The sequence below is a fragment of the Sodalis sp. (in: enterobacteria) genome (genome assembly GCF_051710625.1).
In the GTDB taxonomy this organism is placed as follows: Bacteria; Pseudomonadota; Gammaproteobacteria; order Enterobacterales; family Enterobacteriaceae; genus JBPESN01.
Genome location: NZ_JBPESN010000055.1, coordinates 1 through 14,910 on the forward strand (window position 1 = coordinate 1; position 14,910 = coordinate 14,910).

The 14,910-nt window shown below is 54.5% G+C and carries 16 protein-coding genes and 5 pseudogenes; 10 read left to right on the forward strand and 11 right to left on the reverse strand.

All coding sequences use genetic code 11. The annotated features are described in order from the left end of the window. Window positions 1-134 precede the first annotated feature (134 nt). Together ACTBDU_RS12260 and ACTBDU_RS12265 are read left to right on the forward strand one after the other, a co-directional pair. Complete coding sequence (locus ACTBDU_RS12260) at window positions 135-290, forward strand: helix-turn-helix domain-containing protein (protein WP_438806639.1); 156 nt, start codon at window positions 135-137, stop codon at window positions 288-290. Window positions 291-292: 2 nt separating this feature from the next. After that, window positions 293-850 (forward strand): DNA-binding protein, encoded by a 558-nt coding sequence (locus ACTBDU_RS12265; protein ID WP_438806640.1) that lies wholly within the window; start codon window positions 293-295, stop codon window positions 848-850. A gap of 36 nt (window positions 851-886) precedes the next feature. Here the strand turns inward: ACTBDU_RS12265 and ACTBDU_RS12270 are convergent. After that, window positions 887-1,708: pseudogene (locus ACTBDU_RS12270) on the reverse strand (molybdopterin-dependent oxidoreductase); the annotation flags it as partial. Between the two features lie 121 nt (window positions 1,709-1,829). Between ACTBDU_RS12270 and ACTBDU_RS12275 the strand changes: the two are divergent. Further along, a pseudogene (locus ACTBDU_RS12275) lies at window positions 1,830-2,291 on the forward strand (GNAT family N-acetyltransferase). A 27-nt stretch (window positions 2,292-2,318) separates the two neighbouring features. Here ACTBDU_RS12275 and ACTBDU_RS12280 read toward each other — a convergent pair. After that, window positions 2,319-2,687, reverse strand: coding sequence for a 3-oxoacyl-[acyl-carrier-protein] synthase III C-terminal domain-containing protein (locus ACTBDU_RS12280; RefSeq protein WP_438806641.1), 369 nt, complete (start codon window positions 2,685-2,687; stop codon window positions 2,319-2,321). 12 nt (window positions 2,688-2,699) lie between these two features. After that, window positions 2,700-3,332 (reverse strand): hypothetical protein, encoded by a 633-nt coding sequence (locus tag ACTBDU_RS12285; RefSeq protein ID WP_438806642.1) that lies wholly within the window; start codon window positions 3,330-3,332, stop codon window positions 2,700-2,702. 490 nt (window positions 3,333-3,822) lie between these two features. Here ACTBDU_RS12285 and ACTBDU_RS12290 point away from each other — a divergent pair, with 490 nt between their 5' ends. Beyond that, complete coding sequence (locus ACTBDU_RS12290) at window positions 3,823-4,512, forward strand: hypothetical protein (protein WP_438806643.1); 690 nt, start codon at window positions 3,823-3,825, stop codon at window positions 4,510-4,512. A 290-nt stretch (window positions 4,513-4,802) separates the two neighbouring features. Here the strand turns inward: ACTBDU_RS12290 and ACTBDU_RS12295 are convergent. The 7 genes and pseudogenes from ACTBDU_RS12295 to ACTBDU_RS12325 all read right to left on the reverse strand — a co-directional run. Next, window positions 4,803-5,714: pseudogene (locus ACTBDU_RS12295) on the reverse strand (NAD(P)/FAD-dependent oxidoreductase); the annotation flags it as partial. A 76-nt stretch (window positions 5,715-5,790) separates the two neighbouring features. Continuing rightward, window positions 5,791-5,973: an FAD-dependent oxidoreductase gene (locus ACTBDU_RS12300; RefSeq protein ID WP_438806644.1), complete on the reverse strand. Its 183-nt coding sequence runs from the start codon at window positions 5,971-5,973 to the stop codon at window positions 5,791-5,793. Between the two features lie 195 nt (window positions 5,974-6,168). After that, a pseudogene (locus ACTBDU_RS12305) lies at window positions 6,169-6,564 on the reverse strand (RcnB family protein). Between the two features lie 515 nt (window positions 6,565-7,079). Beyond that, window positions 7,080-7,577 (reverse strand): hypothetical protein, encoded by a 498-nt coding sequence (locus ACTBDU_RS12310; protein WP_438806645.1) that lies wholly within the window; start codon window positions 7,575-7,577, stop codon window positions 7,080-7,082. Between the two features lie 454 nt (window positions 7,578-8,031). Beyond that, a complete protein-coding gene (locus ACTBDU_RS12315; protein WP_438806646.1) occupies window positions 8,032-8,679 on the reverse strand; it encodes an NUDIX hydrolase in 648 nt (215 codons plus the stop codon). A 63-nt stretch (window positions 8,680-8,742) separates the two neighbouring features. Next, entirely contained in the window at window positions 8,743-9,621 is an 879-nt protein-coding gene (locus ACTBDU_RS12320; protein ID WP_438806647.1) for an MFS transporter, read from the reverse strand. A gap of 6 nt (window positions 9,622-9,627) precedes the next feature. Continuing rightward, window positions 9,628-9,774 carry a hypothetical protein gene (locus ACTBDU_RS12325; RefSeq protein WP_438806648.1) on the reverse strand — a complete coding sequence of 49 codons (147 nt, stop codon included), beginning with the start codon at window positions 9,772-9,774 and terminating at the stop codon, window positions 9,628-9,630. A gap of 248 nt (window positions 9,775-10,022) precedes the next feature. Between ACTBDU_RS12325 and ACTBDU_RS12330 the strand changes: the two genes are divergently transcribed. Genes ACTBDU_RS12330 through ACTBDU_RS12345 form a run of 4 tightly spaced genes read left to right on the forward strand, consistent with a single transcriptional unit; the run spans window position 10,023 to window position 11,095 of the window. Continuing rightward, window positions 10,023-10,166, forward strand: a complete 144-nt coding sequence (locus tag ACTBDU_RS12330; protein ID WP_438806649.1) for a helix-turn-helix domain-containing protein — start codon at window positions 10,023-10,025, stop codon at window positions 10,164-10,166. 20 nt (window positions 10,167-10,186) lie between these two features. After that, a complete protein-coding gene (locus ACTBDU_RS12335) occupies window positions 10,187-10,321 on the forward strand; it encodes a hypothetical protein (RefSeq protein WP_438806650.1) in 135 nt (44 codons plus the stop codon). 9 nt (window positions 10,322-10,330) lie between these two features. Beyond that, a complete protein-coding gene (locus tag ACTBDU_RS12340) occupies window positions 10,331-10,921 on the forward strand; it encodes a LysR substrate-binding domain-containing protein (RefSeq protein ID WP_438806651.1) in 591 nt (196 codons plus the stop codon). 51 nt (window positions 10,922-10,972) lie between these two features. Beyond that, window positions 10,973-11,095, forward strand: coding sequence for a hypothetical protein (locus tag ACTBDU_RS12345; protein ID WP_438806652.1), 123 nt, complete (start codon window positions 10,973-10,975; stop codon window positions 11,093-11,095). A gap of 224 nt (window positions 11,096-11,319) precedes the next feature. Here the strand turns inward: ACTBDU_RS12345 and ACTBDU_RS12350 are convergent, their stop codons facing one another. Next, a complete protein-coding gene (locus ACTBDU_RS12350) occupies window positions 11,320-12,183 on the reverse strand; it encodes a YicC/YloC family endoribonuclease (protein ID WP_438806653.1) in 864 nt (287 codons plus the stop codon). 126 nt (window positions 12,184-12,309) lie between these two features. Between ACTBDU_RS12350 and rph the strand changes: the two genes are divergently transcribed. Both rph and ACTBDU_RS12360 read left to right on the forward strand, forming a co-directional pair. Beyond that, complete coding sequence (gene rph, locus ACTBDU_RS12355) at window positions 12,310-13,029, forward strand: ribonuclease PH (RefSeq protein WP_438806654.1); 720 nt, start codon at window positions 12,310-12,312, stop codon at window positions 13,027-13,029. Between the two features lie 938 nt (window positions 13,030-13,967). Next, a pseudogene (locus ACTBDU_RS12360) lies at window positions 13,968-14,910 on the forward strand (IS3 family transposase); the annotation flags it as partial.

Sequence of the window (14,910 nt, forward strand, 5' to 3'; positions counted from 1 at the left end):
TATGGGTGAGCCCCATGACTTACCCGCATGGTTAACTCTTTAGGGTAATCGAATGATAAATAGAAATGAAGTGAATCATCGTGACTGGCACCAGATTGATATCGGGGCTTCCCTGCACAAGAAGGGGGATCACCATGCAAGATCTCTCCCGCGGCTCGGGGCTGGCGTCCAGCACGTTAAAAAACGCGCTGTATCGTCCCTATCCCAAAGGTGAACGCATTATCGCTAATGCACTCAATGTGGATCCGGCCAGCATTTGGCCGAGTTGTTATATGAGCAAGGTGTTATAATTATGTTTGTTACGGTGAGTGAGTTAGTCGGTTTACCCGGATTGCCTGGCACCTTGCAGGGACTTCGCTGGTCATTGAATATGCGGACTGCAAATTCACCTGATTTAGTCCGTAAGCGTTCAGGCACCAAGGCTTTCGAGTACCACATCGATTGTTTACCGGAACAAACCCGCGAGATCATCAAACAACGGCACTATAAATCCCTGATTGCGCAATCTCCGGCCCAGCCGGTTGCTGAGTCGCTCAAGCCCAGTACCGCCATCAAGTCGCGCGATGAGCTGGCGATCATGCGTCAATGTCCGGCCCTGCTCGAGCGCAAGGTGCAGGCTCTGAACGATCAGCAGAAGCAGATTGCCGATGCGCGCATGATGCTGGCACAGGAAGTGGTCCGGTTACAGCAGGCCGGCATGACCCGCATTGCGGCGGTGACCTTTATCGTCGATGAGTCAAAGGCCGGCACATTGCCCGAGGCCCTGCAGCGCGCCGCCACGCTGGCTAACGCCAAAAAGGGCCGCACTCGGCAAGGGGTGTGGGCAAAAGCAGCCTACAGGAATGTGTGAGTCTCTATCTCAGCGCTGAGCAGCGCCAGGAGCGTCTGTAGTGGTAAGGGTAAGCATTTCGATCGGCCTCTGGGGGGATGCAAATCGTTCTAGCCCCCGTTTTTGCAGCGGATTAAACGCCACGATGGTGGCGCCGCGCTTGGCCACTTCCCGCAGGGTGGCCAGCATCCGCGGATGGTTGGTACCGGGGTTATGACCGATACACATCACCAGATCGCAGTGCTCGAAATCCTCAAGCGTCACGGTGCCTTTACCGACGCCGATGGATGCCGGCAGACCGACGCTGGTGGGTTCATGGCAAATATTGGAACAATAGGGGAAATTATTAATGCCGTATTCGCGTGCAAACAGCTGGTAAAGGAACGTCGCCTTATTAAACGTACGCCCAGATGTGTAAAATTCAACGCAGTCAGGGTCGTTATAACATCGTAACTGCGCGCTGATTTCGCCCAAAGCGACATCCCATTCTATTGGTTAATAGGTATCCGTATCGGCATTGTATTTCATCGGCTGGGTCAGCCGGTCTTCACCTTCCAAATCAAAATCGTGGCGCTGCCAGAGCTCGCTTACGGTGTGGGCGGCGAAAAAAACCGGCGTTGCCCGCTTGCCGGTGGCCTCCCAACTGACCCCTTTGGCGCCGTTTTCGCAAAATTCAAAAAAGGAGGTATGGAGCGGATCCGGCCAGGCGCAGCCGGGGCAGTCAAAGCCCTGCGGTTGATTAACTTTAAACAGAGCAATAACATCCTAGTTTACCGACATCTGGCCGCGAATGGCATCAGCCAGCGCTTTTAATGCCCTCCACCCGCTGGCAGAGCCGCCATAAGGCGCAATGCCGATTGTGCTATTTTTCTGTTTCATCTTTACCCTATTTTTAACGATGGCTCAGGCATAATGCCCTTTTAAGTGTAGGCCATTGCCGCAAACGCGCCGTCGGACGGGCGCGGCGGCAATCAATCATTCACCGGAGAGAGAGGTTTTCATGACGGTAACCTGGTGCGACTGGCACCACAGCGAGGTGAGCGCGCCGGAACTTTACCAGCTGCTGTCGTTGCACAGTGCGGTATTCGTTCTCAAACAACAGTGTCTGTATGCGGATATGGATGGGCGGGATATGGAGGGGGATAATCGACATATTGCCGGCTTTGACGAAGCGGGGCTGGTGGCGTGCGTTCGTTTACTGGTGCAGCGGGACGCGGTGAGTATCAGACGGGTAGTGATTGCCCCGCGCGCGCAGTCAGGGTCTGGGGGCGCAGTTAATGTGTCATGCGTTGGCGTCGTGCGCCGCGCACTGGCCGGAGAAACCCATTACCCTCTCCGCCAGGCGTATTTACAAGCCTTTTACCGCGGTCTGAGCTTCGCGGCGGTGAGGAGTCTGTACGATGAAGATGGCATTCCCCACATCGGCATGCGTCGCCCGCCCTCGTTCACGTTAAAGGACTAACAAACGCATGGCCAATAAGCCGATCCGTTAGATCCACTGCGACAGACTCATTTCGGCGGTAATACCGGGGCCGAAGCCGGCGATAATCGCCTTGCCGCCGCGTGCGAAAATTCCTTTTTCATGCATGCGGCGATAGGCCTCGAACACTACCAAACTGGCGATATTGCCGCAATTGACCAACGTGTCGCGGCTGAAAGAAAACTGCTCCAAATCCACGCGCAGATACTTAGCAAGATCATCCAGGATACGCGGGCCGCCGGCATGAATAATGTAATAGGCCAGGTTTTCGATATCCCAACCGTGATTGCAGGCTAATTGACGCATCAACGGTGCAAGCGGTTTCATCGTGCCCGGCACGCGCTTGTCCAGGCGGAAATGAAAACCGGTATCTTTCACCTGATAGCGAATTTATTTATCGGTCTCAGGGATCAGATAGCTGGCGTTACGTTCGAGCGAGAGACCCTCGCCCAGTTCCGCGGTGACAATCGCTGCGCTGATGGCATCACTAAATAGCCCATCGGAGAGCAGGCTGCCGACATCGCCATCGGTAGGCTGGTAACTCAGCGAGCAAAACTCACAGCTGATGATCAATACGTTACTGCCGGGATGGGCCAGAACATAATCATACGCCCGGTCGATAGCAGCGCTGCCGGCGGCACAGTCCAGCTGGGCTATCGGCAATTGCATGGTGTTACCCGGTAGCCCCATATGGTTGATAAACCAGGCGGTTAGCGACGGCATCAAAAAACCTGAGCACGAGACATAGATAATCGCGGCGATTTGGCTAGCGCTGACGGCGGCATTGTTTAGCGCTTGCTCAACCACGCCGGGCACTAAACGTTTCGACTCATATTCAAATACCGCATTTCGGTAGCCGAATCCGGGATGCAGCATGGCAAGCTCGATTGGCTGTATAATATATCTTTTCATAAAGCCGGTATTAATAATCAATTCTATCGAATTTTTCAGATTAGTATTGTCTTTAAAGTTTGTTTTAGCCAAATTAATTGTGTCTTGCTGGGAAATAATGTACTCCAGCAAATAAACTGCGGGCTTGCGCAAGGTTAATATATTTACAATCTCAGTAGAGACTTGAATAATAATGAGTTATTGAGTCGAGAGATTATTTTTGTTGGCGCTCATCTTGTTAAGTTGACTGAAAATTGTCAATGTGCTTTGGCAGCAAAATTAATTTTGCTGCGGAATTGTTACAGGGAAATTTACAGATATATAAATGGCTTAATTATAGAATATGCGTTTTGCGCTACCGGGAAAGGAAGGCGGGAAATATATGTTTATGCTAGCAGCTATTGCAGGCATTAATAACGCCCCTTGTCTGTCGATCCGCTTACTGTTGGAGGCATGATGCATTGCGGCGGAAAATGTTTTTATCGCTGGCGCTGTTTCAACCTGCCGGCAATCGCCCGTATATTGGCGGCTAGACCGGACGATATGATCACTTCCTGCAATATCCGACCCTCGCTATCCCTTAAATCGCCGTAATAATAGCGATATAGCGATGAGGGAAGATATGTTACGACGAATTTTTACGCCGGGCTACGTGCCTGCATCCCTGACGAATTATCAGGCCGCTGGAAACCGGGCACCGTTTGCCGCGGCGGAGCGTCTGAAAACCGCGGCCCGCGCCTCGATTACGGCCGCAGACGGCGGCGCGGCGGCGCAACGGATCATACCGGCGACACCATTATCGGGTCAGGGCGGCGGCGATTACATTACCTGCGGCATTCTGCCGCAACAGGGGGATTATCACTTAGCGCAGCGCGCCGGCGACGTCTATGCTAAGCACTCCGCCCTGCCGTCGGGCGCTTCCCGCCGTTTTACCGCGGATGATTTGCGCCGCTACGGCTTCGATAAATGCATGTTGCGCGATCCGGATTCAAGCTTTCAAGCCCATTTCTATGACAACGGCAGGCAGGTGGCGCTGGCTTTTGCCGGCACTAACGATTTCAACGACTGGCTGACCAATTTCCGCGCGTCGTTGGGCTTGCGGGATGCACAATATCGCGCCTCGGTAGCGTTGGCGCGGCAGGCCAAACGGCGTTTTGGCGACAAAGTGCTGTTTACCGGCCATTCTCTCGGCGGTTTTCTAGCCGCGACCGCCGCCGTGGCGACCGGCTCGTTGGCAGTAACATTTAATCCGGCGGGCGTAGCTGAAAAAACCTTCAGCCGTTACGGGGCCTCACCCGTCGGGGCGAGATAGCGGTCGGGTAACGGCAGCATCCGCTGTTACAGTGAACAGTATGACCCGCTGTATTGCGTGCAACGCTTGCTGCCACCGCTGCCCAGGGTGCCGGGGCATCGTATTCTGGCTCAGGCCCCCGGAGGATGCTGCCGGTAACGTGCCGCTGCTACAGGCGATGGTCTCAATCTGGCGCTCCCACGGTATCAAAAACGTCATTGCGGCTATGGCCCGCTCCGTCAAATCTGCTGCTTATGTATGGATAAGGGGCGCCTTTTCAGACGTGTCGCGTCCGTGTAAGCGGTTACACTTTACACCGCGGCGCGCGCGGGCGTCAGGCCGCCTTGGACCCGCCGCCGGCGGACAAGCGCCGTGAGCTTGTTTTGCCGTCCTGCCGTCAGCGGCGCTGCCCCGGTTAGGTAGCATGGCTCATGCGCATTCGTTCGCATTTTGTCCGGCCTCCACGGCGCGGCTCGGGCTGTTAGTAGAAAAAAACGGTCGGGACGGAAAGACGCTAATAGCGCCGCTGGCTGACTGGTAATCATTTCTCGCGCTGTCAATGTCGCCAGCAGCGCGCGGATGCCGGTGATAACCTGATAATCCGTCAGACCCTGTAAACCTGGCAACAGTCGGGCGGCTTGCGCCAACAGCGCGGCTGCCGCCTGGTCCCGCGCGGCGGGAGATTCGGTGAGTGTCCAGGACACTTCCAGATCATTAGGACAGATAAGGCTATGATCGGGACCATCAGGGCGGATATCGAATGTCGGGGTGATAAGGACGTGACGCACCGGCGCCGCGGCCGACGGCACCCGCACCAGCAGGCCCGCAGTGGGGGCGAGGGGCGGAGCGAGATCCGGTTGGAAAAGCGAGCTATCTACCCAGCATCCGCAACAGTTTACGACCCTATCGGCATAGAGTGCACGGCCGCTTGCCAGGGTGACGCAATTGCCTTGACGGATAATGCTGGCGATGGAGGTAGCTGTGGCTACGCTACCGCCGCCGTCGATCACCGCATCCAGCAGGGTGTCTATGTACAGCCGTGTATCCAGCCAACCCTCCAGCTCACACCATAATACCGGCGTGGACGATACGGCGTCGCGCGTCAGCGTAGGTTCTCGCGCCAGTAACGTTTCTTTGTCCAGCCAGCGGGTAGGGTACCCCCATGCCGTCAGCTGTTGCGCCTTTGCCGCCAACGCAGGCGCGTCGTGAGGATGACGATACTCGGCGCTGCCGGTGAGATGTGGTCAGCAACGGTGAGGGAAGCGCGCCTGCAGCGCCTGATGCGCGTCTATGGCGGCGTCATTCAATCGTTGATAGTCCCGCGGGGGTTTGCCGTAAGCGTTGACCCAGGCGGGAAGAAGTGCCGGACGTGCCGCTGACCCGTTCGCCGGCGTCGAGAACGGTCACGCTGGCGCCAAGATTGATGGCCTCAAAGGCCAGTGACGCGCCGATCACGCCGGCGCCGATAATGATGATGTCCATTCACTTTGCCTGTTGACCATTCGCAGGGGCTCTGCCGGCGCTTCGTCGACGTCCGCAAATATAATGGAAATAATGAATTTACAGATTAATGATTGGGCGGGCGGTACGCAAGCGATACCGTTCGGGAGCCGTCGCAGGTGCAGGGGTCATCGTCCTTCAAGCCGCCGGCGGCGCAACGCCACCAACGCAGGACGATTAATGAAGTAGCATAGTGCTCATTATAATTGAGGTAATGATTCCCGTGGCGGCGGCAATCAGCACATAATTGCCGTCGATATAGGCGCAATGTTCTCCGGGCGGCGGTGCCTGCAGGCCACGCGCATGCCAATCGTAAACGCGATAATCATCGCCGCGAAACCGCTCTGGCGCGGGATGGCCGCGGCGGAAGTCATGGCCGTTCCAGGCGAAATGATCGCGCGGGCCGACGCCGTGTCCTCCTGCTCCACCCTGACCGCCCTGACCGCCATGGCCCTGTTGCTACTGCTGCTGGGATGGCTGTCCCTGCGGGCCGACGGCCCGGGAAAACACGGAAAAGCTGCTGGTGGCCGCGAAAACCATTAAAACTAATGCAAGCGTGGCCTTTTTCATCATTGCTTCCTCATTAAACAACTGCTGGGTATTACCTGTTATTGACTAATATCAGATACACTTTGACGTTATTAAATAACGAAATATCTTAAAAGGTCCGATCTGACCCAGCTTTACTTCGCTTAGTAAATTCTAAACATATGTAACAGGAAAAACGCATCTTGGCAGGTTGTTGTCCGCGGCCAGGTTGAATAGGGGGGGGTGTTGAACCATAGTGAAGTAAATCACTCCCCGCGCAGAATGGCAATGGGGCGTGACGTTCATACAAACAACGTCAACCCTTTCGTGGGAAATATGCGTTAACGAAATAACCCGACAATTAACAGCTTTTCTAACGTTATGGCCGTATTCGTTATCGTAAATACCTTTCTGTGGTGAGAACGATTATACGGACTATGGGAGACGGATTACCGCCATTTATTTGCCCGATAATAAGGTCTGCCCTTTGGCTACAGGAGTAAGGAACATGCTTTCCGGGTAAAATGAGTCTCCCCGCGATATTCACTTCTGTTATACTGTTAGCTATTACTGCTACAGGCGTGGCGCAAAACGCGGGCGGAAACCACCAACGCAGATGAGAGAAGCAGCGCCACGCCATGCCCGGTAGAATACCCGTGGGAAATAATGTGTTTGGCTTTGGGCAGCGTCAGCGTCAAGAGATAGGTTAACGCGGGTTCGCATACGATATACGCAATCGCCCATAGCAGAAAACCAGCGGCCGCAAGATTGAGCTGCTGGGCGGCGCCAAGGGAAAAGTATTGCCCTTGACGATAAATGCCGAATAGCCGGTAAAGGGCAAACATACCGAAGGCCAGCGACAGTAATAATAGGGTTGTGACAAACATGCCTAGCGACATTTGACCGCTATCCGTGAGTATCATTGACGGGTTGTTAATGACTCTTTGGGTGGCAAAAAGGCCGAGTCCATAGGTATTGAGCATGATCTTGAGAATATACCAGCTCAAGATGTTAATAATAATCATTAATAGAATTATCAGCAGTAAAATTTTAGACACTACACTGCCGTAATAGATAATGGACTGGTGTTTTTCATCGCTTTTCATTGTAGTAATATACTTTGCGGGTGAGAGAAAATATTTTAGCGACTTCTAAATGAAATGTTGATGCGGATAATTGCTCAGGGTCATTTCTTGTTATTTTTTAAATCATCATAAAATGTTATTTCATTCAGTTTGCAGGGTTTATATTGCGTCGATAAATAATACCAACCCGGACCCTGGCTTTATTTTTCACGCTCAGAGGGCTTGCGCGCTTGCTTCCTGACAGCTGCCGTGACTAGCGAGCGGCCCCATATTCGGCGCCGCGGCCCTGTAGGGGCCCTGCCGCGCGGGTTTACCGATGCCGCCGGCGATAATTCATCCGCTAGCGACGATATGGCCATCGACGGAGTCGATGCCGATGGCGCGGGAGGCGTTGACCGTCACGCCAGAGGGGGTTGGCATGTCACCGTCAATCGAACCAGGCGTCCGCTGCGTTCTTGATGATGTCCAGACTGGTATGAATCTCTTCGGGGACGATGCGGGTGAGGGATAGCGGCGGCAACCTGTCCGGATCGAAGAAATCGATATCCAGCGATTCAGGGCTTAAGCGCAACGCGCCATTGGTTTCGCGGCAATGAAAAATCAGTTTATACACGTGCCAGGGATAGGGGGGATGGCCGTGCAGGTTACGATCCCATAATCCGAGCAGACGGGTTGCCTCCACCTGTAGCCTGGTCTCTTCCCTGGCTTCGCGGCAAACCGCTGTGGATGGACAGTCGCCAACATCTGCCCAGCCGCCTGGCAGACTCCAGGCTGAATCGTCCGCCTCCTTGACCAGTAGGATTTTGCCTTCGCAGAGAATCAGCGCGCGGGCGTCGACCTTCAGCGTGGCATAGCCCTCCTGCTGTTTAAACTCACTGATAAACGTCCGGGCGTCGGTGGGGGGGGGGGGTTGCGTCATCAGATCGCCGGCGATATCGCGAAGTTGTTCATAGCGTTCGATATCGTATGCGGCAGCGGCATAGGTCAGGCCGGTTTGCGCAAGCGCCTGAATTTTCTGTGCCACGGCCGTCAAGGCCGTGCTGGCAGCTTCGGATAAGTCCGGTAACGTGGTCATTTTTCCTCCCCATGGATTGTATAAGCCTTATTCAGCGCACGCGACGCGCGCCTGACGTTGCGCTCATGCCCATATCATCAGACCGGCAAAGGCGATAACCATGCCGGTAGACAGCAAGCTGGGGGTACCGAGGCGTTCGAGCAGTAACCCGCCCGTCATCGCGCCGCCGCCGATACCGATATTGAACGCCATGACATACAGCGCCGAGGCGAATTCGGCTTTATCGGGCGCGAGCGTAATGACCCAGCTTTGCAGCGCGATAAGCAAAACGGCAATGGCGCCTCCCCAGAGAACCATAACAAGCCAGGAATAACCTCCCCAAGGCTGGGCCGTCAATATCAGCCATAAACTGACGAACACGCCGGCCCCGGTGAGCGCAGTTATTATCGCCGGATGCAGGGAAAGGGTACCGGAGAGCAGCGTACCGAGGGCGCCCGCCACGCCGAAGATCAATAGGTGGAGCGGGATCGCGGCCCCGGCAATGTTGAGCGGTGAATGCAGCAGCGCGGTGATGTAGGTGTAGCAGGTGAAATGGCCGGTTACCATCAGCAGCGTAACGCCAATCGCGCCCAACAGCGGCGCCGAGGGTGCTTCTGTTTGGGGTTTCGCTCCCGGGATATTGTCTTGCAGCGACGGTAACCAGAGATAGCCGGCAACGAAAATCATCAGCCCCAGCAGCCCGAACAGTGCGAACCCCCGCTGCCAGCCGAAAGCCTGACCGAGCGCCGAGGATAGCGGCACGCCGGCGACGATCGCGAGAGGAATACCGGCAAACACGATTGCCATCACGCAGCTGGCGGGCATGGCGGGCATGGCGGGCATGGCGGGCATGGCGGGCATGGCGGGCATGGCGGGCATGGCGGGCGCGATTTTAATGGCATAGGCAAGGATACTTGACCAGAACACGCCATGTCCCAGCGCCGCCACAATGCGCAATATCATCAGCAGCTAATAGTGGTGGGTTACGATGGCCAGGCCATTGCACACGGCGATAATGGCCAGCAGCCATAAAAACAGCACGCGCCTATCGACCCGGCGGGTCAGAAGGGTCACCGGCAGGACCGTGAGCGTGATAATCCAAGCATAGCCCGTCACCAGAAAACCGACCTATCCTTGCGTCACCTGCAAGTCCTTAGCAATCAAATGAAGGAGACCGATGGGCAAATATTCCGTCGTTTGCGAAACAAATGCCCCAACATCAATATCAAAAGCGCCTTCACCATGCGATTTTTACGTCTCTTTTTGCAAGCGTCAGGGCATCCCCAGTATTCTGAAGCGGATTATTGAAAAACAGGCTTGTATTCACGACTTTCGTGAAAAGTCATCACTAATGCGGAGACAGCATGGCGCAATGGGATAATCTTGATATTTTTGTTCAGGTCGTCAAATCAGGCAGTTTCGTAGCGGCAGCCAGGGCCAGCGGGCTATCACCATCGGCGGTAAGCAAAGCCATTACCCGTCTGGAGCAGCACCTTGCCACCCGCTGATAAACCGTAATACCCGCAGCATGGCCCTGACCGCGGAAGGGATGCGCTATTATGGGCGTTGCCTCGGGATCCTCAACGCCGTTGAGGAAGCCAGGAATGAGCTGTTACAGGCCAACCATTCCCCCTCCGGCATGCTGCGCATCAGTCTGGCTTAGGAAAGCCTGGTGTTTCCCTTGATGGCCTCTTTTGCCGCCCGTTATCCGGCTATCGTGCTCGATCTAGACTTTAGCGATCGGCTGCTAGATGTCATAGAAGAAGGCTTCGACGTCGCCATCCGCAGCGGCCACGTCGCCGATTCGCGCTTGGTGGCACGCAAAATCACCACTTTCAGCTCCAGCGTGGTGGCGGCGCTGGCTTATCTCCACCGAGTGGGAACGCCCGAGGCGCCGGCGGCCTTGGCAAGCCATGCCTGCGTCCACTACCGCTTTCCCCACAGCGGGAAGCTGGAACTCTGGCAACTGAAAACGCTTTCTCCCGCCCAGTTTGCCGCGTTACCGCTTACCATGCTGTGCAACAACATGCATGCGTGGCGGGATTTTGCCAGAAAGGGTCTGGGACTTGCCTGGTTGCCCGATTATTACGTGCAAGAGGATCTTCGGCGGGGGTCGTTGGTGTGCCTGCTAGAACGTTTCGCCGAACGTTGCGAGCCGGTGTGGGCGCTTTGGCCCGCCAGGCTTTTTATGCCGCTGAAAAGCCGCGTTTTTATCGATTTTCTGGGAGAATCGCTGGGGGAGGTGACGGCGGTCGCGCGATAAGCGGCGACGCTAACGGGCAGCGATGCAACGCCCCGGCGGGTAAACGGCAAAATGACGCTTGATCGCGACGCGGCCGCCAAAGCGATCGAAGAGCGCATTGCCCGACCGCTGGGCCTGACGGTGGAAGACGCCGCAAGGGGCATCACCACCTCACGCCGGCGCGCTGGTCGGTGATAGCAGTGATCCTGGAGACATGTCGTTTATTCATCATCAGAAGATGAATAGTTAAATGCTTGTATAGGGATCAAATGCAGAAACCTGATTTTTAAATAAGTACACCCTCAACTGCACGTCAAGCATGCGCTATAGTGATACAAGGCAAGACGTTATAAAACAGAAAAGCCATGATTTACATGGCTTTTTTATTATGGTGAGACAATGCGATAGCGCGTGAAACCTTACTCGATGTTCTGGATCTGCTCGCGCATTTGTTCAATCAGCACTTTCAATTCGATGGCGGATGCCGTCACGCTGGCGTTAATTGATTTCGACGCCAGGGTATTCGCTTCGCGGTTAAATTCCTGCATCATGAAATCCAGACGACGGCCTACCGCCTCTTTTTTAGTCAAAATCTGGTAGGTTTCTTTTACATGGGCATCCAGGCGATCCAGCTCTTCCGCAACGTCTGTTCGCTGCGTCAGCATCACCAGTTCCTGCTCCAGACGGTTACCGTCCAGCTGCACCTGAGCCTCTTCCAGTTTATTCAGCAATCTTTCACGCTGCCAATTCAATACTGCCGGCATCTGCTGGCGCACATTGGCCGCCTCGGCGCTGACACCCGCCAGTCGCTGTTCAATTAATGCTTTAAGCGCGTCACCTTCGGTTTCGCGGGCGCTGATAAAGTCGTTGAGAGTGGCGCCGAGCCCGGACAGCAACTCGGCGCTAATGGCGTCCAAATCCTGCTCCGTCGCGGCCATTACGCCCGGCCAGCGCAGAATAGCCAGCGGGTTTATCTCGCCTTCGTCGCTTTGCATTTTTACCCACTGCGCTGCTTCCACCAGCTGTTTGGCGAATTTTTCATTAAGTATGAGCGCGCTTTGCGCGCCGGGATTCACATCGAAGCGCAGGTTACACTCAATCTTGCCTCGGGTAAGGCGCAGGCGGATATGCTCGCGAATAGTCGGCTCCAGGCCGCGAAATTGTTCCGGCAGGCGGATGTGGCTTTCCAGATACCGTTGATTAACGGAGCGCAGCTCCCAGGCGGCAGTGCCCCAAGTGCCCTTAATTTCACGCCGGGCGAAGGCGGTCATACTGCGGATCATAGGCGTACCCGTTTATTAAGAAGTTGCTGGGATTATAGCCCCGCAGCGGAAGGCAAGATAGGCATTAGGCGGTGAAGTCCGTATAATGCGCAGCCAACCCTTGATTTGCGAGCCGGAGAAACTCCTATGCGCCCAGCAGGCCGAAGCGTACAGCAAGTACGCCCAGTAACGATTGCCCGCCATTTTACCCGCCATGCAGAAGGCTCAGTGCTGATAGCATTCGGCGATACCCGCGTGCTGTGTACCGCGTCGGTGGAAGAGGGGGTGCCGCGGTTTCTCAAGGGGCAAGGCCAGGGCTGGATCACCGCCGAATACGGCATGCTGCCGCGCGCAACGCATACCCGCAATCCTCGCGAAGCGGCGAAGGGCAAGCAAGGCGGCCGTACCGTGGAAATTCAGCGATTCATCGCCCGCTCACTGCGTGCCGTGGTGGATTTAACCAAATTAGGTGAATATACCATTACCCTGGATTGCGACGTGATACAGGCTGACGGCGGCACCCGGACGGCGTCTATTACCGGTGCCTGCGTGGCGCTCGCCGACGCCCTGAGCAGCATGCAAAAGAAAGGTCAGCTAAAAACCAACCCGATGAAAGGGTTCGTGGCGGCGATTTCGGTGGGTATTGTGGCCGGTGAAGCGGTGTGTGATTTGGAGTATGTCGAAGATTCGGCTGCTGAAACCGATATGAATGTAGTGATGATGGAAGACGGCCGTATGATTGAGGTACAAGGCACCGCGGAAGGAGAACCTTTCAGTCAGCAAGAGCTGATTACGCTGCTCGAATTAGCGCGCCGCGGCATTGACAGCTTGATCCAGGCGCAAAAAGTCGCGCTGGCGGGAGCATAGTTCACCGCGATCGCGGGCTGTCCGCGCCTGCTTCGTGATGTTGATCACTGCTTGTCCCCCGCTACGCTCGAGTGTTGATTAAACAGGCGCCTGGGCGGGCACCTGCATTATCATGAGACGCCCGCCCTTCACACTCTACATCCCCGCTGCTGTTAGGGCCAATTCTCTTCCACCGTCAGCGCATATCGCCCGGCGGATAAATGATAGTCCGCCGCTTTTTCAGCGGTCTCGCAATACCCGTCGGCCCTCCTTTGTTGCTTTTAATCTTTCAATCTTCCTCGCGATTGACGTCGTGGCGCTGTTTATCCCGTCAGATGGTATAGGGCATCCTTAAGGGCGTATCCGCACCTTTTATCTTCATAAGAGACAAATACAAGGTCATTAACCTGCCGCTGCTTGACGTTTAACGATGTCTCTGCCGCATCGCTTAATCGCAGCATTAAGGAAGGGGCGCCTGTAGGGGCGATTATCTATAAGCAAATTAAATCCAAGTCAGCTTAAGTAAGCCTAACCAGGCTAGCCGCCGCTATTTGCGACTAGTGGTGCGATGGCGCACTAATCCTATCCGTTTAGGCACACAATTTGCGTTATCTCTGCCATAGTGACAATTTGCTACTAACTCGCACCATCACTTGAATAATTAAATGTAAGCAATAAATTTGCTGTATCTATTATCGTTGAAGCCAAAAGTAACTGTAGATAATATTTTTATCGAATATTAATTTTAATTATATAATTTTTTGTAAGCGTTTTATAGCATATTTGAATTAGTCGGGGCTATATTTTCATTGCAATAAAAATAATTAAAGTAATAAACTATGTATTCGATAAGTCAATCTCGTGATTCTCAAGCCAGCCAGATGGGTTGTAGTGGCACACTGAATTTGGCCACCTGAACAGAGGTGATATGCTCACCTCAGAACAACACGGGTGCGCCAATGAAAAGAAGAAATTTTAGTCCTGAATTCAAACGCGAATCCACTCAACTGGTTGTCGACCAAAATTACACCGCCGCGCAAGCAGCAAAAGCCATGGACGTCGGCCTTTCTACGATGACGAAATGGGTAAAACAACTGCGTGATGAGCGACAGGGGAAACCGCCAAAAGCCTCTCCCATAACCCCGGAACAAATCGAAATACGTGAGCTCAAGAAGAAGGTACAACGCACTAAAATGGAAAACGAAATATTAAAAAAGGCTACAGCGCTCTTGATGTCAGACTCCCTGAACAGTTCTCGTTAACCGGGAAACTCAGAGCGCATTATCATATGGCCATACTCTGCCACGTGTTCAGGGTTTATCGCAGCAGTTACAAATACTGAAAAAGTCGTCCTGACAGGCCAGACGGCAGGCGAACGGTATTGCGTAATCAGGTTCATGAACTGCACAGTATCACCCATGGTGCCGCTGGCGCGAGAAGTATCGTCATCATGGCAACCCAGAGAGGCTTCCGGATGGGGCGCTGGCTCGCAGGCAGGCTCATGAAAAAGCTGGGGCTGATCAGTCATCAGCAGCCGACGCACAGGTATAAGCGTGGCAGTCAGGAGCATGTTGCGATCCCGAATTACCTTGAGCGCCAGTTCGCTGTAACAGAGCCAAACCAGGTATGGTACGGCGATGTGACGTATATCTGGACCGGGAAACTCTGGGCATACCTTGCGGTTGTTCTTGATCTGTTCGCGAGGAAACCGGTGGGCTGGGCTATATCGTTCTCCCCGGACAGCAGACTGACCATCAAAGCACTGGAAATGGCATGGGGAACGCGTGGTAAACCAGCCGGAGTGATGTTCCACAGCGATCAGGGTAGCCACTATACGGGCAGGCAGTTCCGACAGTTGCTGTGGCGTTGCCGGATCAAACAAAGCATGAGTTGGCGTGGTAC

Excerpts from the sequence above, each read along its gene's own strand:
- ACTBDU_RS12260 (WP_438806639.1), top strand. The coding sequence starts at position 135 with ATGCAAGATCTCTCCCGCGGCTCGGGGCTGGCGTCCAGCACGTTAAAA.
- ACTBDU_RS12265 (WP_438806640.1), top strand. The coding sequence starts at position 293 with ATGTTTGTTACGGTGAGTGAGTTAGTCGGTTTACCCGGATTGCCTGGC.
- ACTBDU_RS12290 (WP_438806643.1), top strand. The coding sequence starts at position 3,823 with ATGTTACGACGAATTTTTACGCCGGGCTACGTGCCTGCATCCCTGACG.
- ACTBDU_RS12300 (WP_438806644.1), bottom strand. The coding sequence starts at position 5,973 with ATGGACATCATCATTATCGGCGCCGGCGTGATCGGCGCGTCACTGGCC.
- ACTBDU_RS12315 (WP_438806646.1), bottom strand. The coding sequence starts at position 8,679 with ATGACCACGTTACCGGACTTATCCGAAGCTGCCAGCACGGCCTTGACG.
- ACTBDU_RS12320 (WP_438806647.1), bottom strand. The coding sequence starts at position 9,621 with ATGATATTGCGCATTGTGGCGGCGCTGGGACATGGCGTGTTCTGGTCA.
- ACTBDU_RS12330 (WP_438806649.1), top strand. The coding sequence starts at position 10,023 with ATGGCGCAATGGGATAATCTTGATATTTTTGTTCAGGTCGTCAAATCA.
- ACTBDU_RS12335 (WP_438806650.1), top strand. The coding sequence starts at position 10,187 with ATGGCCCTGACCGCGGAAGGGATGCGCTATTATGGGCGTTGCCTCGGG.
- ACTBDU_RS12345 (WP_438806652.1), top strand. The coding sequence starts at position 10,973 with ATGACGCTTGATCGCGACGCGGCCGCCAAAGCGATCGAAGAGCGCATT.
- ACTBDU_RS12350 (WP_438806653.1), bottom strand. The coding sequence starts at position 12,183 with ATGATCCGCAGTATGACCGCCTTCGCCCGGCGTGAAATTAAGGGCACT.
- rph (WP_438806654.1), top strand. The coding sequence starts at position 12,310 with ATGCGCCCAGCAGGCCGAAGCGTACAGCAAGTACGCCCAGTAACGATT.